The following is a 25,024-nucleotide window of genomic DNA, read 5'->3' as shown; positions in this document are numbered from 1 at the left end:
CAAGCTGCTCATCCCCCTACCGCTGTCTCAATCAGAATTGACGGGAGACGCTGAGACTAATGGTCCGGCCGGGTGCCCGGAAGCCTTCGCGCGTCGAATAATCCTCATCGAACGCGTTCAGGACGGCAAGTTTCCACTGTGACTGCTCATCGACATCATAGGTGGCGGCGAAATCCATGGTCACGAAGTCTGGCAACTTCCTGGTGTTGCTTGCATCGATGTAACGCGACGCAACGTAGAGCAGGTTGGCGGAAAGCGTGAGGCTCTCCGTAGGCGTATAGACAGCGCCGATCGAGCCCTTGAACCGCTCACGGTTGGGGATGTCATTGCCGGTATCTTGGTCCCGCGGCTGGCGAAGATCCAGGCTTCCGTTCACCGTCCAGCTCTCATTGATCCGGTGTGACATGGTCGCCTCGATTCCGGAAATTCGAGCACTTCCGATGTTGTATGGAAGATACGAGGCATCAAGAGCGATCGCCTCGGAGATCCAGGTTCGGTAGATGGCGACATCCAGACTTGTGTCCGGATCGATCTGCCATGCGAGGCCGGCTTCCACGGACTTGGAGCGCTCCGGCAAGAGGTTCGGGTTCGACCAACCGGGGTAATAGAGGTCGTTGAAGGTCGGGGCGCGGAACCCCGTGCCAAAGGAGGCGCGCGCGCTCAGTCCTTCCATCAGTTCGTAGCGCGCGCCGAGATTGTAGGTGGTCGCCTCTCCGAACTGCTCATTATAGTCATGGCGAAGGCCAGCATCGACGTTGAACGATCCCATCGACAGCGCGTACTGCCCGAAGATGCCCGCGAGTGTGCGGTCCTCAACCGCGTAGCTCACGACATTGGTGTCAATCTGTTCGCGGTAGGCTTCTACCCCGCCGCTGAAGACGTGTTCGGCAAGATCTGTCTTGAGCGTTTTCTGGGTGGTCAACAAGACGCCAGAGCGCACGGTGCGGTAGTCTTCGTGGCCCGGGACGCCATCGCGATGGTTTCGTGCGTCGTCAATGGCGTTCGACACTTCGATGCGCGAGAACCAGTCATCGCTATGATTGATCTGCGCGCCAACCTTGCCGGCAAATGTCACTGTGCGCGCTTCGTTGGAATCGGGGAAAGCATCGAACTCTGACATGCCGCGTGCGTAGAAACCGTCGGCATAAAGCCTGCCCCAATCGAAATCCTGTGACAGGCGAAGGTCGAAACTGCCTTGGCGGAAACCATCATCATCGGGCTCGTGTCCCCAGGAGGTCGGGCCGGTGAAGTCATACCCTCGCGTTCCCCGGCCGGTGATCCCGAAGCCGTAGTTCAAGCCGCCATCGGTCTTGCCGCGGGTTTCGACGCGGCCAGACGCACCCCACGGGTGCTCCACGCCGACCGTCACCGTCGAGCAGTGGTCCTTGCCGTCGGGGCAACCGGAACCATCCTTGGTGATGATATTGATGACGCCGCCGATGGCGTCGGATCCGTACTGCGCCGAATGCGCCCCCTTGGCGATCTCGATGCGCGAGATGGACTCGAGCGGCACGTTGAAGATGGACGTGGTGCCGCTGGTGGCTGATGAGGCGCGCACCCCATTGATGAGCACGAGCGTCTGGGTCGGTGAGACGCCGCGCAGGGTGACCTCGGCATTCGAGCCAAACCCGCCAAACGTGGCGATGCTGACACCGGGGTACGAGCGCAGCAATGAGGCCAGATCCGATGCCGCACTCGCACGAATCTCGGCTTCGTCGATTACGGTGACAGAACTTGTCGCGGTGGCAATGTCGGCTTCCCGCCTCAGCGGCGCGGAAATCACGATGGGCTCAAGGACAGCCTCCTGCTCCACCTGCTGTCCATGGGCATTGCCACTAGTCATTATCATTAAAGGTCCCAATAACGGGATTAGTTTGCGCATATCCGCTCCAACTCCATGCGCCGCAAAGCGCAGGTCCATCAAAGGTCGTGTCGGGGGACAGATGCAGAAACAGCCTGCACTTACCCCGCCACGGCAACGTTCATCGATCGTCACCGCAACGGTAGCCGCGCAGGAACACACCCCGTGTTCTTGCATGGGTGACTGAAATGGCAGGTCTCCTGACTTCCGCGTCATCGCTCCTCTTCCGCCTTCCCGGAGACGGATGTCTCCAGTGGCATTGTGGAAGAGGGCTCAGCGGTCACAGTTGCGGGGGCAGTCGTGGAATGGCCCAAGATGAGCATCACCACGTTCCCGTTTTAATCTGCCGAGGCAGAACCATCTCAAGATCTGGATACGTCGCATGGCCGGTGTCGTCAACCGACCTTGCGCCAGAGGGCACGGCGGATGCCGCCGTACCGCATGTTGTTCACAGGGATGAGGACCCTTGGACACACCAACCTGTTGCGACCGGCATCACGCAACCGGGGCGTAAAGATCAGCGTAGCTGTTCCTAAGCACGTTCTTCTGCACCTTGCCCATCGTGTTGCGCGGTAGCTCATCCACGAAGATCACCCGCTTCGGCTGCTTGTAGCGAGCCAGCCGGTCACTCAACCCGTCAAGGATGTCCTGTTCCCTGATGGTGGAGCCGGGTTTGCGAACAACAACCGCGGTGACTCCTTCGCCAAAATCCGGATGTGCAACGCCGATGACGGCACTTTCCACGACGCCATCCAACTGGTCGATTTCCGTCTCGACCTCCTTCGGATAGATGTTGTATCCGCCGGAGATGACGAGGTCCTTGCCCCGCCCCACGATATGCACGTAGCCACGGTCATCGATGATCCCGAGATCGCCGGTGATAAAGAAGCCATCGGCCCGAAACTCGGCTTGCGTCTTTTCCGGCATGCGCCAATAACCCTTGAAGACGTTGGGGCCTTTCACTTCGATCATGCCTGTTTCGCCCTGGGGCAGTGGATTGCCGGAGGCCGGATCAGTGACGCGCAAGTCGACGCCGGGCAGCGGGAAGCCCACAGTCCCTGCGATGCGGTCGCCGTCGTAAGGGTTGGAGGTATTCATGTTGGTTTCGGTCATGCCGTAACGCTCAAGGATCGCATGGCCGGTTTTCCCGAAAAAGGCGCGGTGAGTTTCCGCCAAGAGCGGTGCAGATCCGGAGATGAAGAGTCGCATGTTCGCCGCGGCCTCGCGCGTCAAACCGGGATGTTGCAGCAACCTGACGTAGAAGGTGGGCACGCCCATCATCACGGTCGAACCGCCCAACAGCCGGATGACCTCGTCCGGGTCGAACTTCGGCAGGAAATGCATCGACGCCCCCGCCATCAGGATCACATTGGTCGCGACGAAGAGGCCGTGAGTGTGGAAGATCGGCAGGGCGTGGATCAGCCGGTCCGATGAGGTGAAGCGCCAGAATTCCCGCAGCGTCAGGGCGTTGGACAGCAGGTTGTCGTGGCTGAGCATCGCGCCTTTCGAGCGGCCCGTGGTGCCCGAGGTGTAAAGGATGGCGGCAAGATCGTCCGCCCCCCTCGCCACATCCTGGTATTCGGTGGGTGCAGTGCGTGCCTGCTCTATCAGTGACCCTTCGCCAGCCTCATCAAGCGTTTCAACAGAAGCGCCTTTCGCGGCCGCAATCTCGGCAATACCTGCCTGATTACGCGGATCGCAGACGACCAGACTTGGTTCTGCGTCACCAACGAAATATTCGATCTCGTTCAGGGTGTAAGCCGTGTTGAGGGGCAGGTAGACCGCACCGGCCCGCACACATGCAAGGTACAGCATCAGCGCCGGGACGCTCTTCTCTACCTGAACTGCAACGCGGTCACCGGGACTAACGCCGAGCTTCTCAAGCGTTGCAGCAAGACGTGCCGATTCCTGGAGCATTTCGCCATAGGTCCAGACCTTGCCCTTGCTGTCCTCGACGAATGTTGCTGCCGGATCGGCTGCCGAACGGATGGCGTCAAAGAGGTGGTTGGTCATGGTCTAGGCTCCCCGGCATTGACTTGTTTTGTCTCATCAGCGGCTCCGATGGGAGCCAGCATTGTTGGAATCAAAGGACGGCCGCTTTTCTCTGCAGGAACAAGGCGTCGAATAGCGGGTGTGGTAACCACCTCGCCGCGCCCGACGAAGGCTTCGTGGTTGGCCTCGATCTCGTCCAGCTTGTAGAGGTAGTTGACCATCAATCCGTGGGCCTGGCGCATCGCACGCGGAGAGCTGTCGCCCAGAACATTGAGCCGTTCCAACCGGGCGCCATTGCCAAGGTGGAAGCGGGCGACCGGGTCGATCGCCCGGCCCTTCGAATTGCGTGCCCTGAGGAAATACCAAGCGGCCGCGGTTTTAAGTGGCGCCTCGAGTTGCTCCCTTGCCTGGCCATCGTTCTCCCAGCCGGGCTGGTCCAGCAGGCCCAGCAGTTCCCTTGTCGTCTGTGACAGGACCTCGGAAGCCTCATTGCCGCGCTCTCTCGCGAGCCATCCTGCGAAGCCGGGGACTGGCGACAGCGTCACGAAGGTCTGCAGCTTGGGATGGTCACGCCGCAGGTCTTCCACCACCTGCTTGATGAGGAAGTTGCCGAACGAGACGCCCCTCAGCCCGTTCTGGCAGTTCGATATCGAATAGAAGACCGCAGTCGTCGCATCCTCGGCGCCCAAAACCGGCCGGTCCTCGCGCAGCAGTTCATCAATGTTCGACGGTATCTCGCGCGTCAACGCCACCTCGACGAAGATAAGAGGGTCGTCCGACAACTGCGGATGGAAAAAGGCAAAGCACCGCCGGTCGTCCGGCTCGAGTCTGCGACGCAATTCATCCCAGCCGCCGATGTCATGCACCGCCTCGTAGCGGATGATCTTTTCCAGGATGTTGGCTGGCGTCGACCAGTCGATCGGACGAAGCAGCAGGAAGCCGCGGTTGAACCAGGAGCCGAAAAGGTGGGCAAAGTCCGCGTCAACCGCGGCAAGATCCGGATTTTCCTCCCTCAGCCCCAGCAAAACCTCGCGCATGCGCACCAGCGTCCGGATGCCTTGCGGCGCAAGGTTGAGGCGCCGGATCAGTTCCTGCCGACGCGGCTCAGCAGCCAGATGCAGTTCCAGCAGGATCTCCGGATTGGGATCCGCCTTATAGGCGCTGATGGCGCGCTCCAGACGCTGTACGTCCGGGCCGAAACGCTCAAGCAGCATCACCATGAAATCGCGCTGCTGCTCGCGCGAAAAGCCTTGCCAGCGGTTAAGGATATCCTGGGCGAGCGCCATTCCGGACGCCTCGCCCCTGCTCGACAGCAGCGTGTCGCAAAGCGCCGACACCGTGGCAATCGGATCATCCGTCTCCCGCGGCGCCAGCGAAAGGAAACGCCGGCCCTTGTCGGCAATCGCCTGAAGCATGTCGGAAAGCAGGAACGGAGCGCTGTTCATTGCACGACCCCCAGCATCTGGTTCGGAAGCCATGTTGCGATATCAGGGAAGATGCACAGGATGATGATCGCCAGGAACATGACCAGGACGTAGGGCAGCGAGCCCCACAGGATGTCCTTCGTCGGCACGGTGGGCGCGATCGCGTTGATGACAAAGAGGTTGAGGCCGATGGGTGGCGTGATTAGCCCCACTTCCATGTTGATCGTCAGCACGATCGCGAACCAATAGGGGTCGAAGCCGGCCTGTGTGACGATTGGGAATAACATAGGCGCGGTCATAACGATGACGGCCACCGGCGGCAGGAACATGCCGCAAACGAGCAGGAAGACGTTGATCACCGCGAGCAGCACCCAGCGGTTGACCTCCATGTCGGCGATCACGGCGGCGATGGATTGGGTGATGAAGAGCGAGGACAGGGCAAAGGCGAAGAGTTCTGCTGCCGCCATGATCATCATGATCATCACGCTTTCGCGCATCGCCGAGGCAAAGATCCCGTTCACGGCGCTGAAGCGGAACAAGCGGTAGGCGATGATGACCACCAGAAGCGTCAGCAGTGCGCCTGCGCCTGCCGCTTCCGAAGGTGTGGCGATGCCGCCGTAGAGCACATAAAGCGTGCCGGCGATGATCAGCAGGAAGGGCAGGATGCGCGGCATGGCCGCCAGCCGCTCCTTCAACGTGTAGCGGACCGAGCGTGCGGCAAACTCATAACCTTTGCGCCGGCAGTCAATGATGGCCCAAGCCATGAACATGATCGTCAGCATGATGCCGGGGATGACGCCGGCCATGAACAGGCGACCGATCGAGGTCTCCGTCGAGATGCCGTAGACAATCAGTGTCACCGACGGCGGGATAAGGATGCCGAGGGTCCCACCTGCCGCGATCGATCCGGTGGCAACCGAGTTCGGATAACCGCGTCGCAACATCTCCGGAATGCCCATCTTGCCGATGGCCGCGCAGGTTGCGGGCGACGAGCCGGTCATGCCGGAAAAGATAGCACAGGAGCCAATGTTCGAGAGCACGAGCCCGCCCGGCACGCGGTTCAGCCATCGGTCAAGCGAGGTATATAAGTCGGAGCCTGCCGGTGACGATGCCACGGCTGCCCCCATCAACACGAACATGGGGATGGAGACATAGGCAAGGTTGGCGATGCCGGAGAACATCGTGTCGCCGAGGATGTAGAAGATGTCGAACCCGTCCTGCAGGAAAAGCGCGGCGAAGGCTGCAAGCCCGAGTGCGAACGCGATCGGCATTCCTGTGGCGAGCAGAATGAACAGCAATGAGATGAGGAGAAGTCCTGCCCCGGTCGCACTCATGAGCGGCGTCCTTCCATGGAATGCTCGGCCGCTGGCGTGGCGGGAAGCGGGAGATGCGATGATGGCAAGTCACCAACAGCAGCCGGCTCACGTCCGAGCCGCAGAAGCACGAGGATCTGCGCGACGTATTGCAGGCAAAGCAGAAGGAAACCGAGTGGCAGGGCCGCCAGGGGAATCCAGAGCCGCGGCGCCCAGACGCTCGAATGCTTCCAGTTGCCTGTCCAGGCTTCCTCGAACTGCACCCAGGTCGCGGCGAGCATCACAATGCAGAAGATGAGGCCGAGAAAAGACCCGACGACCTTCAGCCGCAAGCGATTTCGCTCGCTGAGCAACATCTCGATGACGTCAACGCCGACATGCCCGCCCTTGAGCAGCACATAAGGCGCGCCGAGAAAGATCGCCGCAGTTGCGGAAAAAACCACGAAATCCGTCTGCCAGATCGTCGGCAGCCGGAAAACGTAGCGCATCAGGATCATCTGGCAGACGACGAGCATGGCGATGATGATCAGTGCGGTCGCGATGATCGCAAACAGGCGCGACAGCCTGCCCACCCACAGAACATAGGCACTCAGCATGGAACGGTTCTCCGAGGAAGTGGCGGCGCAAATGCGCCGCCTTCGCTCATTGGACGGCCAGGGCCTTTTCGATCAGTTTGTCACCGCCAGGAACCTTTTCTGCGAAGTTCTTGTATGACGACTGCTTGGCGAGCTCGAGCCAGGCATCATAATCCGCCTTGCTCATCTCGACGATCTCAACCCCCGCTTTCTTGTAGGCGTCGATCATGATCTGGTCGCCCTTGCGCACTTCTGCGTCGAAGAACTCCTCCGACTTCTCGCCGGCTGCAAGGATCGCCTTCTGCTGCTCCGGCGTCAGCCGGTCGAAGACCTTCTTCGACATCAGAACCGGTTCGTACATGAACCATAGCGCATTCTCGCCTGGCGCGGTGAGGCACTTGGCGTGTTCAAAGAGCCGGTAGGACACGAAGCTTGCCGACGAGGTATTGGCGGCATCAAGCACGCCCGTCTGCATGCCCGTGTAAATTTCGGACGAGGGCATGGATGAGATCGAGGCGCCTGCTGCCACCAGCATCTCCTCGAAGGCCGGGCCGGCGGCGCGGATAACCTGACCCTTGATCGTGTCGGGCGAGGTAATGCAGCCCTTCTTTGAGGCGAACGCGCCCGAAAGCCAAGCATCGGCGATGACCATTGCCCCGGCGTCCTCGATGACCTTCTTGATGTCAGTCATGAACTCCGACTCGTTCAGGCGCTTCGCCCTATCAAAGTTGCCGACAAGCCCTGGCATGAGAGTGGCGGAAAACTCGGGATGCCGCCCCGACGCATAATCGAGCGGGAACGACGTCATGTCTAGGATGCCGCGCGTGACGGCATTCCACTGGTCATTGGGCTTGTAGAGCGAAGAGCCTGGATAGACCTGGATCTCCAGGCCCACATCTGCCGCGGCAACTTCACGCGCGATGACTTGCACCATCTCATCGCGGATGTCGCCTTTGCCGCCAGGGAACTGGTGGGATGCCTTCAGGATCGTCTGCGCCGATGCACCAGAGGCAAGCATGCCGGTGATCAGGACCGCGGCTGAAAGCTTCAATGCCTTCGTCAGGTTCATGACTAAATTCCTCCCTTGGCCTCAACCCTCCTGTTGAAGCCCGCGAATGATGCGTGCAGGTTGTGGACAATGTCAACCCTCTTGTATACAAGAAATGTAGACTTGTATGAGAGCATCAATGACAACCAGTACCCACCACAAGCTAAGGGACCAGATCGAGAACTGCATTCTCACCGGCGAATTCCATCCGGGGGATCGGCTGGACGAGGTCCAGCTTGCCACTCGCTTCCAGGTATCACGAACACCCGTGCGGGAAGCTCTCATGCAACTCAGCGCCATCGGCCTGGTGGAAATCAAACCCCGACGCGGCGCTACGGTTGTAGATCCGGGTCCGGAAAGGATCTTCGAGATGTTCGAGGTTATGGCTGAACTGGAGGCCATGGCCGGTGCGATGGCTGCCCGTCGGCACCAGGAGCAGGACCAGATCGCCATTCTCGAGGCCCTGGCGAAATGTCGAGACGCGGCAGAAAGCAACGACACCGATCGGTATTATTATGAAAACGAAGCCTTCCATCACGCCATCTATGTCGCGAGCCACAATGGCTTCCTGCAAGAACAATGCATCGCGCTGCATCGGCGGCTTCGGCCATATCGCCGGCTGCAATTGAGGGTGCGCAACCGGATGTCGGTTTCGCTCTCGGAGCATGAAGGCATTGTTGACGCCATCCTTGCGGGGGACGCGGATGCGGCAACCGTGAGGCTGCGCAGCCATATCGCCGTCCAGGGTGACCGTTTCGGGGATCTCATTGCTAACCTGCGCCAGCTCGACCGGCGGCGCGCCTGACCCGGCATCCGGAGAAAGGGAGTTGACGGACACCGCCTAAGCCGGTCTAGTCCCATGGCAGTCGCGTCGCCACTCAAGTTCCAGGTAACTCCACGCTCTCATGATACTCGCGGATGGCGACACGTTCCCCACCGAAAACGATGTCTGCATCGTTGGAGCCGGCCCCGTCGGCCTGGCGCTGGCACTTAGGCTTGAGACGCTTGGGCTAAACGTCATCGTGCTGGAACGTGGCAGCGGTGAGACCTCTACCCCCGATGTGCCGGCCGACACTGAATTTCGCAACGGCCATCATGCCCTCTCCGAAGCGGTCTCGCGCCCCGGTATTGGCGGCACCTCCGCGCTGTGGGGAGGGCGTTGTGTTGAACTCGACGACCTCGATTTCCAACCACGGGCGCATGTCCCGTATTCCGGCTGGCCCATCTCGCACGACGAGGTTCGTCCGTATTACAAAGAAGCCTACAAGTTCCTCACCTGCAGAACCGGCGCGCTGCGTTCAGAGAGCCTCGGGCTGCCGGATTCAGCTGTTGTTGTTGATGCCATCGAGCGCTGGAGCAAACATCCGGCACTCGGACCGCATTATTCGCAACGGCTGGCTCGTTCCCGAAACGTGACGGTTGTCCCCTCGGCCACAGTGACATCCATTGATCTCGACGCCCAGGGGGACCAAGTTCAGAGCCTTGCGCTGAAACATGCGGGACGAGCGGCGAAGGTGTCCGCAAAGGTCTTCATCCTCGCCGGTGGCGGCCTCGAAAATGCTCGGCTGCTGCTTTCGCTGCAGGCGGCGCGCCCGGACGTGGCTGCCCGGTTTTCCGCCTCGCTCGGCCGCTTCTACCAAGGCCATCTCACCGGCTATATTGCGATGCTGAAGTTTGCCGACCCCCGGAAGGCGCGATCACTTTCGTTTCGCACCGATGATGAAGGGTATAGCTACCGGCAGCGGCTGCAGATCGCACCTGAACTGCAGGCAGACAAGAAGCTCCTGAACACGGTGTTCTGGATCGACGCGCTTTCAATCGCTGATCCCGTCCATGGCTCCGGAGCGCTGTCGCTGTGTTATCTGTTCCTGGCGGCGTCCGGCCTCTACCGTCGCATGTCGAAGGGGCTGGCGCCTACCGCAAGGGGCCTTGGCAACATCGACAAACAACAGCACTGGCGCAACATCCGCCAGAATGCGCGTTGGCCTGTGGAATTGTGGCAGGCGACGCGAGACTTGTTGAAGCGGCGAACGAAACCGCACCAAACACTGTTCAACCCAAAGGGCCGGTACCTGCTACGCTACCACGCCGAGCAGGTACCAAACCCGGAGAGCCGCGTCTTGCTTAAACCCCAGTCACCGGGAAGCTCTCAGGCAGCCTTGTCTGTCGATTATCGGGTCGTTGATCAGGATATCGACTCCGTCCTCACATCCCATGACCTGCTCGACGCCTGGTTGCGGCGCAACCGGATCGGACGGCTCGAGTATATCCACCCATTGGCGGAACGCCGACAGGCGGTGATGGCGCAGGCGTTCGACGGTTATCACCAGATCGGGCTGTCACGGATGGCCGATAATCCGAACGACGGTGCAGTCGACCGCAACTGCAAGCTCCATGGGGTTGCCAATCTCTATGTCGCAGGCAGCGGCGTTTTTCCGACCGGTGGCCACGCGAACCCCACACTGCCGGCCGTCGCTCTTGCACTCAGGCTTGCGGAGCACGTTGCCAAGACGCTCAAACGGTCCACCGTCTCCTGAGGCCGATGCGGGAGGCCGGCAACCTCGCCGGGAAAACCATCGTAGCCACCAGTCCCGAAAACTTTTAGTTGACATTCAGGCCCAGCATCTCTATTTAAAGTTTATCGATCTTTTTCTTGCTGAGCTTTGGTTATTGCGCGATTGGCACCGCGCCCTGAACGAACCTTCCTTTTAAAACATCGCTATCACCATCCACGATGCCATCGGCATCGCGGTCGATCTCTATTGCTATAGAAAGGGTTCATCATGACCACTGGCACAGTAAAATGGTTTAATTCCACCAAGGGTTTCGGTTTCATCGAGCCTGACAACGGCGGCGCAGACGCCTTCGTTCACATCTCGGCTGTCGAACGTTCAGGCATGCGCGAAATCGTTGAAGGCCAGAAGCTCAGCTACGAGCTGGAGCGCGACAACAAGTCGGGCAAGATGTCGGCCTGCAATCTCCAGGCCGTCTGACACCAAGGATCTGCTCTCCTGTGACCACGGATGTACTGGCACTGTCGAGAGTTTGAACCAACCAAAGCCGGGCGCGACGCCCGGCTTTTTTTTGGCCAAAAGACTGGCCGAACCCGGAAAGGGAACCTCATGACACAGACATTCAGCAAAACCCGTCAGCAGGCGGAAAACGCATTCAGCAAGATCCAAAGCCAGTTTTTCGCAAAGGACGAGGCAGTGGAAGAACAGGACTTCGCGTCACAGGCCCGTGATGCAAAGACAGCACGCCTGAGGGCAGCGCGACTGGCGAAAGAGGCTGACGAGAGCACGAAAGCCGCATCAGCCGCCAAGGATTGACGACGTGCGTCACCCTGCCCTCGCCAACTCAAGTGCCTCATGCTTCAGGAGATCCAATGCCCAATGAAAATCATGAACTTCAGGCCAGCACCACCGCGTGGCAGATCGCAATGCAGGAAATCCTGCGCATGGTGATCCGCGACCTCTACCAGAGCCAGGGAGAAGCCGTCTTCAAGGCGCACATCAAGCGTATCGAAGAAGGCGCGGTCGACAGCATCTACAGCGACTTGAGGCTGCGCGGTACCAGCGAATGGACCGAAACGCTGGTGAAGGAGAAGGCGACCAATGTTGTCACGACTCTCCTGACGTCGTTCACCTTCGAGCAACCCAGCCCAGGTGCACGCGGCGTTTAACGCTTAGACGGCTGACACCATGTTGCGGCCGCGTCTCTTCGACCGATACAGCCCCTCGTCGGCGCGTTTCAGGACGTCGCTTGAGAACCGGTCAAGCTGGTCGAACTGGCTGAGTCCCCCGCTAATCGTCGACTCGTAATGGATGTTTTCCTTCAGGATGATCGGGACATCCTGGCGTAGGCGCTCGGCAATATTCAAGGCATCGCTCCGATGCGTGCCGGGCATTACCACCACGAACTCATCACCGCCTAAGCGCGCAACGACATCGCTCCTGCGCAATTGCTGGCGGCAGATCCGCGCGATCTCCACGAGGGCCGCGTCGCCTGCGTCGTGGCCCATCTCGTCATTCAGACGCTTGAAATTATCAAGATCGAAGACCAGAACCGAGGTTTGATCGCTATCCTGCGCGAAGATGCCGAGGCGATGGTCGAGCGTTTCGATCAGCTTGCGACGGTTAAAGAGGCCCGTCAGCGCATCCGTCTCACTCAACTGCAGCAGCTTCTTCTGCGTCTGATGTTTTTCCGTGATGTTGCTCGCTACCCAGACAACGGCCTGCTCGCCATCGACGGGAAAATCGAGCGCCTGTACCCGGCCTTCAAACCAGATCGAATAGCTGGGCCCTTCGCCTGCACCCTTAACGTCGGCGCCGCTGAGCTCATATTCGACGATGTGGAGCCCGCGGTGTTCCAGCGCCTTCTCGATTTCACCGAGAAACCAGCGGGCTTTCTCCTCCCTCACCATGTCGAACATGCTGCGACCCACGAGACCACTTCCATCATGGTAATGTCGGACATCCTTTCCACCGAAAACGGCCGCGTATCGGCCGCTACGGGTCAGGATGAAGGCCGGATCAGGCAGGGATGACAGGATCGAGTTGAGTTGCTGCTGCGTAAACAAGCAAAGAAATTCCATCTATTCCACAACGAGCGCACCGGTTGCCGGCCCGCTCGTGATATTCACGCTGCCATAACAATGTTGAGACTTTCTGAAATGCCTGTCTGCGACGTCGAAGCGACCGCAAAAGATGGCTAATAGCGTCGTGTCTGCCGCACGTCGTGGTGGGTGGATCGCTCATCCCATCGCTTCAGCACCTTGCGAGCCTCCGCAGGCACGTAAGCCGTTTCGTAGTCTTGGCCTTGAAACGCGATGACGTTTTCGAGCGAGTCGAACTCCATCACTGTCGTGAATTGCACTTCGTGGCCAAGGTCGCGTCGCAGCAGCTCGATCGAGCGATATCCCGGGATCTGCTTTGCCTCGATGCCGGGGAAGACGAACGTGTCCAGCAGTTGCTCGTAGGCATCAGCATTCTCCGGTGTCGTGTAGCCGTTCCACATCCGCTTGATCATGATCCTTCCTCCCATTGATCTCCATCAGCAGTATGGCCGGCTTTTTGAAGATACTATGATCGGAACACTAAGCTGAACTCTTCAAAACGGAGTCGATCAGGCCCGGAAAACGCGCATCAAGATCCTCGCGCCGCAGCGTCAGGAGCCGCCCGCGGCCCAGGGCCTGGTTCCGGATGATGCCAGCTTCTCGCAGCACCTTCATGAGATGCGACTTCGTCGATTTGGGCATCGACGGATCGGAAAGATGGCACTGCGCCATCTCAAGCGGCCCGTCGGCAAGTTGACGGACGATCGCCAGGCGCTCCGGATCACTCAGCGCAAACAGCACCTCGGTCAATTGCAGCGCATCGCGCTCTGGATGCGGAAGGTCGGCGTTATCCTGTGGCATTGTTCGAATTTACTTGAACCATTGCGGAAGTGGTAGAAAATGGTTCGAAAATACTCGAACCATGGACAGCGTCATGACTGACACGACCATCCCTGCTTCCGTGCGTGCCAATGCTGGCTTCCGCCTCACGCTTGCTGGCATGGCAGTCTTGATGGCAGCGGCAAGTGCGCCTTCGCCGTTCTATCCGGTGCTTCAGGCTGAAATCGGTTTTTCCGCGGCCGCCCTCACCGGCATCTTCGCCATATATACCGTCTCCTTGCTGGCATCGCTGCTCATCACGGGATCGCTTTCTGACCATCTAGGGCGCCGCCCGGTCATTTCCGCCGGTTTTGCGCTAATGGCCTTGAGCCTTCTGCTGTTCTGGCAGGCCAGCAGTGTCGGCACCTTGCTTCCAGCAAGAGTGCTGCAAGGCGTGGCAGCCGGCTTGCTTCTTTCTGCCCTTTCCGCGGCCGTCGTGGATTTCGAGCCGAAGGAAAGACCCGGCAGCGCATCAATCTGGAACTCGGTCATCCCGCTCATGGGATTGGCCGCAGGTGCGCTGGTTACCGGCATCATGATGGACATCGCGACGTTCGCGAAAGCGGATGTGTTCGGCACGCTCGTAACGATTTGCGCCGTGCTCGCTGTCATCATCTGGTTTGTCGCAGAAACGGCGCCACGGCATGCGGGGATCCTCGCCTCGCTTCGTCCGCGTATCGGCGTGCCGTCCTCTGCAAAGACGGCCTTCTGGCGCAGTTCGCCTGCGGTCGTCGCGGGTTGGGCGACAGGCGGGCTTTACCTCTCGCTCGGCGCGCCACTCGTCAGACAAACGTTTGACGCCGAGGATCACGTCACGCAGTCGGTTGTTATTGCCCTGCTCTGCGGTGCGGGCGCCCTCGCCTGTTATGTCGCCCGCCGCCACTCCTCCCGAGCGGTCACGCTTTATGGTGCGTCCGCCTTGTCAATCGGGACGATCCTGACGCTCGTCGCTATCGTTATGCAGTCCCTGCCGTTTTACCTCGTCGCGCTTGCCATCGCCGGCACCGGCTTTGGTACCTGCTTCTACGGCGTGCTTCGTTCAATCGTGCCTTTGGTACGGCCCGGCGAACGCGGCGAGCTCTTCGCCGCACTTTTCACCCTGAGCTATCTAGCCTTTGGCCTTCCCGCACTTGTCGCCGGCGTTGCCATCGGCACCTTCGGGTTGACCAATACGAGCCTGGTTTATGGTGCATTCATTGCAGCATTCTCAGCGATCGCGGGCCTGCTGCGGAAGTTCGGCACAACGAACTGAATTTCGCAAGAGAGCCACGTCGGGATCTCCGCCATTCAGTCGTCTTCAAGGTGAGCAAGCCATGGAGACGACTGATGACCATTACCATAACGGCCTTTGAACGATCACCCGACAGAGGGAAAGGCTTGGCACGCGACATGCGCGTCCGCTGGGCACTGGAGGAAGTAGGACAGCCGATGTCAGGCTTGTTTCGTTCAAAGCGATGAAGCAGCCCGATCATCTCGCCCGCAGCCCCTTCGGACAGATCCCGACCTATGAGGAAGAGGATCTTGTGCTGTTTGAATCCGGCGCCATCGTCTTCCATATCGCCGAGCGTCACTCCAGCCTGCTTCCCAACGAGCGCGATGCGCGGGCCCGCGCGATCACCTGGATGTTCGCTGCGCTTGACACAGTTGAGACGCCGATCTTCGAGCGCACGCTCGCCCAGATCCTTGAAAGCGACGAGCCCTGGTTTGAGCAGCGACTGCAAGTGCTCGAAGCCAACATCCGCAAGCGGCTGGACGGGCTTTCTACCCGGCTGGGCAACGCCGAATGGCTTGACGGCGCGTTTAGCGCCGGTGACCTGTTGATGGTCTCGGTCCTACGCAGGCTGCACGGGTCGACTATCCTGGAGGATTACCCGAACCTCCTCGCTTACGTCGGACGTGGCGAAGCCCGGCCAGCCTACAAACGCGCTTTTGAGGCACAGCGCGCGGTGTTCGAAGCCTCGAAAGGTACTGCCTGAAGCTCGGCGCGACCGCTACGCGTCAGTCGCCAATCGGAAAGGCAAAACCTGCCTTGACGCGATCCATTACCACCATGGTCTTGAACCCCTTGATGTCGTGGTTCTCGTAGAAGAAGCGGCGGGTGAAGCTTTCGTAGTCCTCCATGTCCTTGGCAGTCACCACGAGGATGAAGTCAGCGTCACCCGTGACATAGTAACCGATCATTACTTCCTTGGTGGCGCGGATAGCCGACTTGAAGCGGTCGACAATATCCGCGCGCTCGCGTTCCAGCGAAACCAGGACGATCATGGTGATGCCGCGCCCGACCGCCTTCGGCGAGACAATCGAAACATCCGCCTCGATTACCCCTTCCTCGCGCAGACGCTTCAGGCGCCGCTGGCACGCGGTCGGCGAAAGATTGACGATCTGCGCCAGCTCTTCTGACGTCAAGCGGTTGTTTTTCTGGACCGCCGAAAGAAGCGCCCGATCCGCCCTGTCTAGTGTCACCATTGCAGGATTCCTGCGCGCGAGCGCTCCAAAACTCCGGAAATCTGCATCGGCGTCAGCACCAACGCAGACGAATGATCATGCGACGCGGATAGGCTGATGTAAACACTCATGGAGTTCCCGTATGAAAGGCATCGCCGTTGCGGCCCTCAAAAAGCTCTCGCGACCGGACTTGATTGAAGATCGTGCCTTCCTGGATGGTGTCTGGACCTCCCGCCGCGACGTCATTGGCGTGACCGACCCCGCAACGGGTGAACATCTAGCGGATGTTGCGGCCTGCTCTCCCGCCAATGCGGACGATGCCGTCGCTGCCGCGAGGCGAGCGTTCGTCGATTGGCGCGACATGCTCCCCGCCGAGCGCGGCGCGATCTTGCGCCATTGGGCGAATCTGATGCGCGACAATGCCGGCGATCTCGCCACCATCATGACGGCCGAGCAGGGCAAGCCGCTCGCCGAAGCGCTCGGGGAGATCTCCTATGGCGCCAGTTTTCTCGATTGGTTCGCAGCCGAGGGCGAGCGCGCCTATGGCGAAACCATTCCAAGCCACCTGCCCGGCAGCCGACTTTCGGTACAGATGCAGCCTCTCGGCGTCACCGTTGCCATCACGCCGTGGAACTTCCCCACCGCGATGATTACCCGCAAGGCAGGCGCCGCCTTGGCCGCCGGTTGCACGATGATCGTCAAGCCCGCGCCGGAAACACCACTCTCGGCACTCGCGCTGGCGAAACTGGCCGAAGAGGCGGGCATGCCGCCGGGTGTCTTCCAGGTCCTCACCGGCGAAGCCGCTTCGCTTGCTCGTCGCCTTTTGGAGAATACCGAGGTGCGTGCGTTCTCCTTCACCGGTTCCACCGAGGTTGGGCGCATCCTGCTCACCCAATCCGCGGCAACCGTGAAGAAGGCTTCGCTCGAACTCGGCGGCCATGCGCCATTCATCCTGTTCGATGATGTCGACCTCGCCAAGTCTGTTGAAGACTGCATTGGTGCGAAGTTCGCGACCTCGGGTCAGGATTGTCTTGCTGCGAACCGCATTTATGTCCAGCGCCGCGCCTACGATCGTTTTGTCGATCAGTTCGCCCGGGCAACCGCGGAAATTAGGGTCGGCCACGGCCTTGAGTCCGGAACCGATGTCGGCCCGATGACGCGCGCCTCGGTGGCTGAGAAATGCCGGCAGCAGATTGCCCAGGCCGTTTCAGCGGGCGCACGTCTTGTCTGCGGCGGACAGGACAGCCCGCTCGGCGGCAACTTCGTCACGCCCACCGTACTGGCGGATGTCACTGACGACATGCTGATCGCGCAGGAAGAGACCTTCGGGCCGGTGGCCGCGATCCTGCCATTCGATGACGAGGCGGAAGTGCTGGCGCGTGCCAATGCCACGGAAATGGGCCTTGCCGCCTACCTCTACACCAATGACCTGGGCCGTGCGATGCGCCTTACAGATCGGCTGGAATACGGCATGGTTGCCGTCAACACGCCGAAGTTTACAGGCGCGCCGATCCCGTTCGGGGGCTGGAAGCAGTCCGGTCTTGGCCGCGAAGGCTCCCGCCACGGCCTTCTGGAATATCTTGAAGCGAAATACGTCTGCTTCGGCAATCTTGCTGCATGAAAGGACCTACATCGATGACCATCAACCTCAACCAGATCGCCGAGATGGACCGCAACTCGGTCTTGCATCCCTTCACGCAGATGAAGGACTTTGCCTTGGGCAAGATGGGCGACCCGACGATCGTTGAGACCGGAAAGGGTATCCGCATTCAGGATGCGCACGGGAAGGAGTTGATCGACGGCTTTGCAGGCCTCTACTGCGTCAATGTCGGGTATGGCCGCACCGAAGTGGCAGAAGCCATCTCGCGCCAGGCCTATCGGCTGGCCTATTACCATTCTTATGCCGCCCACACGACGGACGAGTTGGCGATCCTCTCCGACCGTCTCGTGAAGATGGCGCCGGGCAAGATGAGCAAGGTGTTCTACGGAATGTCCGGCTCCGACGCGAACGAGACGCAGGCGAAGCTCGTCTGGTACTACAGCAACCTGCGCGGGAAGCCGAACAAGAAGAAGATCATCTCGCGCGAGCGAGGCTATCACGGGTGCAGCGTCGTTTCAGGCTCGATGACCGGCATGAGCTTCTACCATGACCACATGGACCTGCCGCGCGCCGGCATCCTGCATACTGGTGCCCCGCATCACTACTGGGGCGCGGAAGCAGGCGAGACGGAGCAGGAATTTTCTAACCGCCGGGCGGACGAGCTTGAGGCAATGATCCTGCGCGAGGATCCGGACACGGTCGGCGCCTTCATCGCCGAACCGGTTCTGGGCACCGGCGGTATTACGCCGCCGCCGCAGGGCTATTGGGAAGCTGTGCAGAAGGTTCTCCGGAAGTACGACATCCTGATGATCGCTGACGAGGTTATTACCGGCTTCGGGCGCACCGGCTCCATGTTTGGCTCGCAACACTATGGCATCGAGCCGGACCTGATCACTGTCGCCAAGGGGCTGACATCGGCTTATTTCCCGCTGTCTGGCGCGATCGTCGGAGAGAAGGTTTACAAGGTGCTTGAAGACGGAGCGGATCGGGTCGGCGCCTTCTCACATGGTTATACCTATTCAGGCCACCCAATCGGTGCGGCTGCCGCCAACGCCGTCCTCGACATCGTGGAAAAGGAAGACCTGCCAGGAAATGCGCGGGAGGTCGGGACCTACTTCCAGGAGCAGTTGAAGGCGAAGTTCGCCCAGCTTCCCATTGTGGGCGAGGTGCGCGGCGTCGGCTTGATGGGCGCAATCGAGTTCGTCGCAGACCGAGAAAAGAAGACCCGCTTCCAGCCAAACCTCACCGTCGGCGCTAAGGTATCGAAGGCGGCGCGCGAGCGTGGACTTATTGCTCGTGCCATGCCGCATGGCGACATCCTTGGCTTCGCACCGCCGCTGGTGACGACAAAGGCAGAGGTCGATGAGATCGTATCCATCGCGGAAGCGGCAGTGCGCTCTGTCATGGATGATCTCGTCCGGGCCGGCGAAACCATCTGATCCACCTCGAGGTCGGGCGGTTCGCCGCCCGACTCACCTCATCGCACTTCCGCTTTTCCGCGGGAGCGTGCATAATGTCATGAAATTGCTTCCGCCGAGAACGAGTCAATTTCATGCTTCGTCAAGCCAATCCACTCGCCAGGGATCCCGTGCCTGCCACAAAACCGGTGGCGTGGCGACCGGTACTCGCCAAGCAGAAGGGCGTGACGAAGCACGCGGCTCTCACCGAGAAGATCATCGCCGATATTGACGCCGGCGTGTTGAAGCCGATGGACAGGATGCCGACGCACCGGGACCTGGCGCGCGAGCTTGGTCTTTCCGTCCAGACCGTCAGCCTCTCCTACAAGGAGGCAGAACGGCTCGGTTTCCTCAGCGGCGAGATCGGCCGCGGCACCTTCGTCAAGGCGCGGGTGACGGACCGCGCGGGGCGGATGATGCTCGACCACAGCCCCAATGAAGTGCTCGACCTGTCGATCATCCGCGGCGTTTATCTGGAAGAGCACGAGACGGCTTCGCGCGAGATCTTCCATGAGTTGGCGGAAAGCGATATCGCGAGCTTCATGCGCCCCTGCCGTCCGATCGCCGGCCTTCAGCGTCATCGCGATACGGCGAGCCTCTGGCTGCGGCGGTTTGGAGTACCGGCCGGTGCTGACCGCATCCTCGTCACCAATGGCGCGGCGCACGGCATTTTCCTTGCGCTGAGCTGCATCGTCCGTTCAGGCGATGTGGTGCTGTGCGAAAACCTGACCGATCACGGCATCATTGGCCTTTCCAACGTGCTTGGCTTTAGCCTCAAGGGCCTGCCGACCGACAACGAAGGCATCCTGCCTGATGCGCTGGAAGCGGCGTGTGCAGCCGGCGGCGTACGTGCACTCGTGTTGATCCCAACCCTCAACAACCCAACTGGTCACGTCTCCGGCGCCGAGCGTCGAAGGGCAATCGCGGCCATTGCCGCTCGTCACGGCGTTTTTGTCGTTGAAGACGAAGTCTGCCGTCCGATGATCGATGAGGATCTGCCGTCAATCAGCGAGATGCTGCCGGATCTCGGCTTCTTCGTCACCAGCTTCACTAAGGCGGTGCTGACGGGCCTGCGCGTGGGTTATCTCGTCGTCCCGCCGTCCTATTCCATCCGTGCAGCCTCGATCCTGCGCGTTTCAAGCTGGAGCGGGACCTATCTGGCCGGTGAGATTGCCACCCGCTGGGTGGAGAGCGGCACAGCACTGCGGCTGGTGGAAGTACAGCGCCGGGAAGCGGCTGCGCGCCAGTCGATCGCGACAGGTATTCTTGGCGAACACATCGCCTCCAGCCACCCGCTCTCGCTCTGCGCCTGGCTGAAGGTGCCAACGCATTGGACGGAAGATGGATTGGTGCGTGCGCTCGCCAACCAGAATGTTGCCGTCTCGCCGTCGGAACCTTTCATAGCCGGGCCCGGTCACGGCGGCGGCATCCGCATTTGTCTTGGCGGTCGCATGAGCCATGCGACGCTGACCAACGCCCTTACCACCGTGCGCAATACGTTCGAACAACTGCCGCCGGTCTATGACATCGGTTCAATCGGGTAAGGCGCTCCACGAATATTGAATCATGACAATATAACAATTGACATGATTTTACATCGCTCGCAACATGACAATCATGAAGAGCGCGAGCCTGTCCAAGTTGAGCGAAGATACTCCCCTGCCGGTGACGCTGGCCGATGTGGAACAGGCCGCGGCTCGGATCAAAGGCCACGTTGCGTGCACGCCGCTCGTCTTTTCCCGCACCCTCTCGGACCGCAGCGGCCATCCGGTTCATCTCAAGCTCGAGACACGCCAGCCGATCCGTGCATTCAAGCTTCGCGGGGCGACAAACGCCACCCTCGCCCTCGATGACGCGGCACGTCAGCGTGGTCTCGTCACCGCATCGACTGGCAATCACGGCCGCGCCGTCGCTTATGCGGCCCGCGAACTTGGTGTGTCAGCAACGATCTGCATGTCTTCCCTTGTTCCGGCGAACAAGGTCGAGGCAATCCGCGCGCTGGGTGCCAATATCCGCATCGTCGGCACATCGCAGGATGACGGACAGGAAGAAGTCGAGCGTCTCGTTCAAAGCGCCGGCCTCACCCCTATCCCGCCCTTCGACAACGTCGATGTCGTGGCCGGCCAGGGTACGATCGGGCTCGAGATCATCGAGGACCTGCCGGATCTCGCGACCGTGCTGATCCCCCTATCCGGTGGCGGCCTGGCGGGCGGTATCGCTGTGGCGGTGAAGGCGCTGAGACCACAGGCGCGCATTATCGGGATTTCGATGCAGCGCGGCGCGGCCATGCATGCGGCCATTGCTGCTGGCAAGCCGGTCCCGATCTGCGAGGAGGAGACGCTGGCGGATTCACTCGGCGGTGGCATCGGGCTTCAAAACCGAGTGACCTTCGCGCTCTGCCGCGAGCTTCTCGATGACGTGGTCCTGCTTAGCGAGGAGGAGATTGCAGCCGGCATCCGGCATGCGACGCACGAGGAAGGCGAAGTCGTGGAAGGTGCCGGCGCGGTCGGCATCGCGGCCATCCTAGCAGGTAAAATCCAGCCGACTGGTCCGACGGCGATCATCGTCTCCGGCGCCAACATCGATCCCAAGAAACACCGGGACATCGTGGGAGCAGCCGGATGAGCCGCATCAGCATCCTGACGGAAGGTGATCTGCGTGCCATCGTGAAGCTCGATGCTTCTGCGGTCGATTGCGTTGAGCAGGCGTTCGCCGCGCTCGCGACCAAAGCCGTCGCCATGCCGCCGATCCTGCGTCTCGACATTCCCGAGTTCCGCGGCGAGGTCGATGTCAAGACTGCTTACGTCCCCGGTTTCGACAGCTTCGCCATCAAGGTCAGCCCTGGTTTCTTCGACAATCCGAAGCTCGGCCTGCCAAGTCTCAACGGTTTGATGATTTTGCTCAGCGCCAGGACAGGATTGGTTGAGGCACTGTTGCTCGACAATGGTTACCTGACCGACGTGCGCACGGCCGCGGCCGGGGCAGTCGCCGCGCGGCATCTGTCACGCGAGGATGCTTCGGTGGCCACGATCTTCGGTGCCGGCATGCAGGCACGGCTGCAGCTTCAGGCACTGACGCTAGTGCGGCCAATTAAGTCGGCGCGCGTCTGGGCTCGTGACTATGCCAAGGCGGAGCAACTTGCCGTGCAGTTTTCGCGCGACCACGGTATCGAGGTCACCGCGATACCCGATCCGCGGCAGGCCGTTAGCGGCGCCGACATCATCGTCACGACCACACCGGCGGAAATTGCCATTCTGATGGCGGACTGGCTGGAGTCTGGCCAGCACCTGACCGCCATGGGATCTGACTCCGAGCACAAGAACGAGATCGACCCGGCCGTCTTTGCCCGGGCAACCTATGTCGCCGACCGCATCACGCAGACGCGGGTGCTCGGGGAGCTGCACCACGCGATCAAGGCGGGCGTGGCATCCGCGGATGAGCTGTTCGGGGAGCTTGGAGCCGTCATCGCCGGGAAGGCATCTGGACGTACTGCCGCCAGTGACATCACCTTTGCCGACCTCACCGGAACCGGCGTGCAAGACACCGCAATTGCCAATCTCGCCCTCACCCGCGCGAAAGACGCGGGACGCGGCCAGATCATCGAAAACAAACTGAACATGGGAGATGCAGCGTGAGCGTGACGCTGAACTTTACGCGCGAGGAATATGCCGAGCGCCTGTCGAAAACCCGTCGCGCGATGGAGCAGGCCGGGATCGATCTCCTGATCGTCACGGATCCGTCCAACATGCACTGGCTGACCGGATATGACGGCTGGTCCTTTTATGTGCATCAATGCGTGCTGGTACCGCCGACCGGCGAGCCGATCTGGTACGGTCGCAAGCAGGACGCCAACGGCGCCAAGCGCACCGCCTATCTCGCCCATGACAATATCATCGGGTATCCCGATCACTATGTTCAGTCGACCGAACGTCACCCGATGGACCTGCTCTCGCAGATCATCGACGAGCGGAAGTGGTCCGGCCTTACAGTCGGCGTCGAGATGGACAACTATTATTTCTCGGCCGCAGCATTCGCGTCGCTGCAGAAACATCTGCCGAATGCCCGCTTCACGGATGCGGCGGGCTTGGTGAACTGGCAGCGCGCCGTCAAAAGCCCGACCGAGCTCAACTACATGCGCAAGGCCGGAAAGATCGTCGAGTTGATGCATAAGCGCATTGTTGATGTCGTTGAGCCAGGCATGCGCAAATGCGATCTGGTGGCCGAGATCTATGACGCCGGCATTCGCGGCACCGCCGAGTTTGGTGGTGATTATCCGGCAATCGTCCCACTTCTGCCGTCGGGCGCCGATGCTTCCGCACCGCACTTGACCTGGGACGACAAGCCGATGCGCACCGGCGAAGGCACGTTCTTCGAGATTGCCGGCGCCTACAAGCGCTACCATTGCCCGCTGTCGCGCACGGTTTTCCTCGGCAAGCCGACGCAGGCATTCCTCGATGCGGAGAAAGCGACCCTTGAAGGCATGGAAGCGGGGCTTGCCGCCGCCAAGCCGGGCAATACATGCGAAGATATCGCCAACGCTTTCTTTGCTGTCTTGAAGAGATACGGGATCATCAAGGATAACCGCACCGGCTATCCCATCGGCCTTTCTTATCCGCCGGATTGGGGGGAGCGGACGATGAGCCTGCGCCCGGGTGACCGCACGGAGCTGAAGCCGGGCATGACCTTCCACTTCATGACAGGCCTCTGGCTCGAAGACATGGGCCTGGAGATCACCGAAAGCATCGCGATCACCGAGACCGGCGTCGAATGCTTGTCCAACGTACCCCGCCAGTTGTTCGTGAAGGCCTGACGCCATGCTGACGACGGCGCCACGACCTTCCCCGATTACTCCGACCGTCCATTTCGACGCCAAGGGGGTGCAGCACGGTCACCTGCGGCTGCCGTACAGCCGCGATGACAGCGCATGGGGTTCGGTGATGATCCCGATCTGCGTCATCGCCAACGGCAATGGCCCGACAGCCCTCCTCACCGGCGCCAATCATGGCGACGAATATGAAGGTCCGGCAGCGCTTTTCGAACTGGCACAGACGCTCGACCCATCACACGTGCAGGGCCGCGTCATCATCGTGCCGGCACTAAACTATCCGGCCTTCCGCGCCGGGACACGTACCTCGCCGATCGACCGCGGAAACCTGAACCGCAGCTTCCCCGGCCGGCCCGACGGTTCGGTGACGGAGAAGATCGCCGACTACGTGACGCGCCACCTGATCCCGCTGGCGGACATCGTGCTCGACTTTCATTCCGGCGGAAAGACCCTCGATTTCCTTCCCTACGCGGCGGCCCACGACCTGCCAAATAAGGACCACGAAGCACGCTGCTTCAGGGCGGTGGCCGCGTTCTCGGCCCCCTATTCCATGAAGATGCTGGAAATCGACGCGGTCGGCATGCTCGACACCACCGTTGAGGAAATGGGTAAGGTCTTCGTAACCACGGAACTCGGTGGCGCCGGCACAGCGAGCGCCCGCTCGATCGACATCGCCCGACGCGGAACACGCAACCTGCTGCGGCATGCGGGGATACTATCAGGTGAGCCGGAGCTCCAGCCGACCCGCTGGCTGGACATGCCCTCCGGCGACTGTTTCACCTTCGCAGAAGATGACGGCCTTGTCGCCTTCGCCTGCAATCTGGGCGATCCGGTCCGCAGGGGTGACACTATAGCCCGCGTCTATCCCGTCGGCAGGACGGGCATCGCTCCAGTTTCCTACGCGGCCACCATGGATGGTGTGCTGGCCGCGCGCCATGTCCCCGGCCTTATCAAGGCGGGCGACTGCCTTTCCGTCATCGCCACGATTACGGAGCAACCTTAGCCACAAAACCGCGTGAGACTCGAAAACGGGCCACGGAGAACCGTCAA

Annotated in this window: 23 protein-coding genes, 1 pseudogene and 1 riboswitch; of the genes and pseudogenes, 14 read left to right on the top strand and 10 right to left on the bottom strand. The window is 60.7% G+C overall.

The window, feature by feature from the left end; all coding sequences use genetic code 11:
- Positions 1 to 31: 31 nt before the first annotated feature.
- The 6 genes from CYG48_RS20990 to CYG48_RS20965 all read right to left on the bottom strand — a co-directional run bounded on the left by CYG48_RS20990 (position 32) and on the right by CYG48_RS20965 (position 8,234).
- Positions 32 to 1,843, bottom strand: coding sequence for a TonB-dependent receptor domain-containing protein (locus CYG48_RS20990; RefSeq protein WP_118852608.1), 1,812 nt, complete (start codon positions 1,841 to 1,843; stop codon positions 32 to 34).
- Positions 1,844 to 2,034: 191 nt separating this feature from the next.
- Positions 2,035 to 2,238: riboswitch (cobalamin riboswitch) on the bottom strand.
- 118 nt (positions 2,239 to 2,356) lie between these two features.
- The gene (locus CYG48_RS20985) at positions 2,357 to 3,874 is read right to left on the bottom strand and encodes a malonate--CoA ligase (RefSeq protein ID WP_118852607.1); all 1,518 of its coding nucleotides are present in this window, start codon (positions 3,872 to 3,874) and stop codon (positions 2,357 to 2,359) included.
- Positions 3,871 to 5,298 (bottom strand): malonyl-CoA decarboxylase, encoded by a 1,428-nt coding sequence (locus tag CYG48_RS20980; protein WP_118852606.1) that lies wholly within the window; start codon positions 5,296 to 5,298, stop codon positions 3,871 to 3,873. Before CYG48_RS20980 ends, CYG48_RS20985 begins: the two co-directional genes overlap by 4 nt.
- Positions 5,295 to 6,611, bottom strand: a complete 1,317-nt coding sequence (locus CYG48_RS20975) for a TRAP transporter large permease (protein ID WP_118852605.1) — start codon at positions 6,609 to 6,611, stop codon at positions 5,295 to 5,297. The genes CYG48_RS20980 and CYG48_RS20975 overlap by 4 nt, the downstream gene beginning before the upstream one ends.
- Complete coding sequence (locus CYG48_RS20970; protein ID WP_118852604.1) at positions 6,608 to 7,186, bottom strand: TRAP transporter small permease subunit; 579 nt, start codon at positions 7,184 to 7,186, stop codon at positions 6,608 to 6,610. The genes CYG48_RS20975 and CYG48_RS20970 overlap by 4 nt, the downstream gene beginning before the upstream one ends.
- Before the next feature lie 46 nt (positions 7,187 to 7,232).
- Positions 7,233 to 8,234: a TRAP transporter substrate-binding protein gene (locus CYG48_RS20965; RefSeq protein ID WP_118852603.1), complete on the bottom strand. Its 1,002-nt coding sequence runs from the start codon at positions 8,232 to 8,234 to the stop codon at positions 7,233 to 7,235.
- 118 nt (positions 8,235 to 8,352) lie between these two features.
- Between CYG48_RS20965 and CYG48_RS20960 the strand changes: the two genes are divergently transcribed.
- The 5 genes from CYG48_RS20960 to CYG48_RS20935 all read left to right on the top strand — a co-directional run bounded on the left by CYG48_RS20960 (position 8,353) and on the right by CYG48_RS20935 (position 11,895).
- On the top strand, positions 8,353 to 9,018 hold the full coding sequence (locus tag CYG48_RS20960) for a GntR family transcriptional regulator (protein WP_118852602.1): 666 nt from the start codon (positions 8,353 to 8,355) through the stop codon (positions 9,016 to 9,018).
- A 100-nt stretch (positions 9,019 to 9,118) separates the two neighbouring features.
- Entirely contained in the window at positions 9,119 to 10,750 is a 1,632-nt protein-coding gene (locus tag CYG48_RS20955; RefSeq protein WP_118852601.1) for an FAD-dependent oxidoreductase, read from the top strand.
- A gap of 246 nt (positions 10,751 to 10,996) precedes the next feature.
- Positions 10,997 to 11,206 carry a cold-shock protein gene (locus CYG48_RS20945; RefSeq protein WP_118852599.1) on the top strand — a complete coding sequence of 70 codons (210 nt, stop codon included), beginning with the start codon at positions 10,997 to 10,999 and terminating at the stop codon, positions 11,204 to 11,206.
- A gap of 129 nt (positions 11,207 to 11,335) precedes the next feature.
- A complete protein-coding gene (locus tag CYG48_RS20940) occupies positions 11,336 to 11,542 on the top strand; it encodes a hypothetical protein (protein WP_118852883.1) in 207 nt (68 codons plus the stop codon).
- A gap of 56 nt (positions 11,543 to 11,598) precedes the next feature.
- Positions 11,599 to 11,895, top strand: a complete 297-nt coding sequence (locus CYG48_RS20935; RefSeq protein ID WP_118852598.1) for a hypothetical protein — start codon at positions 11,599 to 11,601, stop codon at positions 11,893 to 11,895.
- A 3-nt stretch (positions 11,896 to 11,898) separates the two neighbouring features.
- Here CYG48_RS20935 and CYG48_RS20930 read toward each other — a convergent pair whose 3' ends face one another.
- The 3 genes from CYG48_RS20930 to CYG48_RS20920 all read right to left on the bottom strand — a co-directional run bounded on the left by CYG48_RS20930 (position 11,899) and on the right by CYG48_RS20920 (position 13,629).
- Positions 11,899 to 12,645 (bottom strand): GGDEF domain-containing protein, encoded by a 747-nt coding sequence (locus CYG48_RS20930; RefSeq protein ID WP_245450559.1) that lies wholly within the window; start codon positions 12,643 to 12,645, stop codon positions 11,899 to 11,901.
- Between the two features lie 278 nt (positions 12,646 to 12,923).
- Positions 12,924 to 13,241: an antibiotic biosynthesis monooxygenase family protein gene (locus CYG48_RS20925; RefSeq protein ID WP_118852596.1), complete on the bottom strand. Its 318-nt coding sequence runs from the start codon at positions 13,239 to 13,241 to the stop codon at positions 12,924 to 12,926.
- Positions 13,242 to 13,308: 67 nt separating this feature from the next.
- Positions 13,309 to 13,629 carry an ArsR/SmtB family transcription factor gene (locus tag CYG48_RS20920; RefSeq protein ID WP_118852595.1) on the bottom strand — a complete coding sequence of 107 codons (321 nt, stop codon included), beginning with the start codon at positions 13,627 to 13,629 and terminating at the stop codon, positions 13,309 to 13,311.
- A 73-nt stretch (positions 13,630 to 13,702) separates the two neighbouring features.
- Here CYG48_RS20920 and CYG48_RS20915 point away from each other — a divergent pair, with 73 nt between their 5' ends.
- Positions 13,703 to 14,899 carry an MFS transporter gene (locus CYG48_RS20915; protein WP_118852882.1) on the top strand — a complete coding sequence of 399 codons (1,197 nt, stop codon included), beginning with the start codon at positions 13,703 to 13,705 and terminating at the stop codon, positions 14,897 to 14,899.
- Positions 14,900 to 14,973: 74 nt separating this feature from the next.
- Positions 14,974 to 15,623, top strand: a pseudogene (locus CYG48_RS20910) (glutathione S-transferase family protein).
- A 22-nt stretch (positions 15,624 to 15,645) separates the two neighbouring features.
- Here the strand turns inward: CYG48_RS20910 and CYG48_RS20905 are convergent.
- On the bottom strand, positions 15,646 to 16,113 hold the full coding sequence (locus CYG48_RS20905; protein ID WP_118852594.1) for an Lrp/AsnC family transcriptional regulator: 468 nt from the start codon (positions 16,111 to 16,113) through the stop codon (positions 15,646 to 15,648).
- A gap of 121 nt (positions 16,114 to 16,234) precedes the next feature.
- Between CYG48_RS20905 and CYG48_RS20900 the strand changes: the two genes are divergently transcribed.
- The 7 genes from CYG48_RS20900 to doeB all read left to right on the top strand — a co-directional run bounded on the left by CYG48_RS20900 (position 16,235) and on the right by doeB (position 24,977).
- On the top strand, positions 16,235 to 17,713 hold the full coding sequence (locus tag CYG48_RS20900; protein WP_118852593.1) for an NAD-dependent succinate-semialdehyde dehydrogenase: 1,479 nt from the start codon (positions 16,235 to 16,237) through the stop codon (positions 17,711 to 17,713).
- Between the two features lie 14 nt (positions 17,714 to 17,727).
- Positions 17,728 to 19,131: an aspartate aminotransferase family protein gene (locus CYG48_RS20895; protein WP_118852592.1), complete on the top strand. Its 1,404-nt coding sequence runs from the start codon at positions 17,728 to 17,730 to the stop codon at positions 19,129 to 19,131.
- A gap of 113 nt (positions 19,132 to 19,244) precedes the next feature.
- A complete protein-coding gene (gene ehuR / locus CYG48_RS20890) occupies positions 19,245 to 20,693 on the top strand; it encodes a MocR-like ectoine utilization transcription factor EhuR (protein WP_118852591.1) in 1,449 nt (482 codons plus the stop codon).
- Between the two features lie 64 nt (positions 20,694 to 20,757).
- On the top strand, positions 20,758 to 21,774 hold the full coding sequence (eutB, locus tag CYG48_RS20885; protein ID WP_118852590.1) for a hydroxyectoine utilization dehydratase EutB: 1,017 nt from the start codon (positions 20,758 to 20,760) through the stop codon (positions 21,772 to 21,774).
- Positions 21,771 to 22,784 carry an ectoine utilization protein EutC gene (gene eutC, locus CYG48_RS20880; RefSeq protein WP_118852589.1) on the top strand — a complete coding sequence of 338 codons (1,014 nt, stop codon included), beginning with the start codon at positions 21,771 to 21,773 and terminating at the stop codon, positions 22,782 to 22,784. The genes eutB and eutC overlap by 4 nt, the downstream gene beginning before the upstream one ends.
- Positions 22,781 to 23,959, top strand: coding sequence for an ectoine hydrolase DoeA (doeA, locus tag CYG48_RS20875; protein WP_118852588.1), 1,179 nt, complete (start codon positions 22,781 to 22,783; stop codon positions 23,957 to 23,959). The genes eutC and doeA overlap by 4 nt, the downstream gene beginning before the upstream one ends.
- A gap of 4 nt (positions 23,960 to 23,963) precedes the next feature.
- Positions 23,964 to 24,977, top strand: coding sequence for a N(2)-acetyl-L-2,4-diaminobutanoate deacetylase DoeB (gene doeB, locus CYG48_RS20870; protein ID WP_118852587.1), 1,014 nt, complete (start codon positions 23,964 to 23,966; stop codon positions 24,975 to 24,977).
- Positions 24,978 to 25,024 lie beyond the last annotated feature (47 nt).

The organism is Neorhizobium sp. SOG26 (genome assembly GCF_003491345.1).
Classification (GTDB): Bacteria; Pseudomonadota; Alphaproteobacteria; order Rhizobiales; family Rhizobiaceae; genus Neorhizobium; species Neorhizobium turbinariae.
Note: the sequence above shows the minus strand (reverse complement) of the source record. Positions and strands in the feature narration are given on the sequence as shown.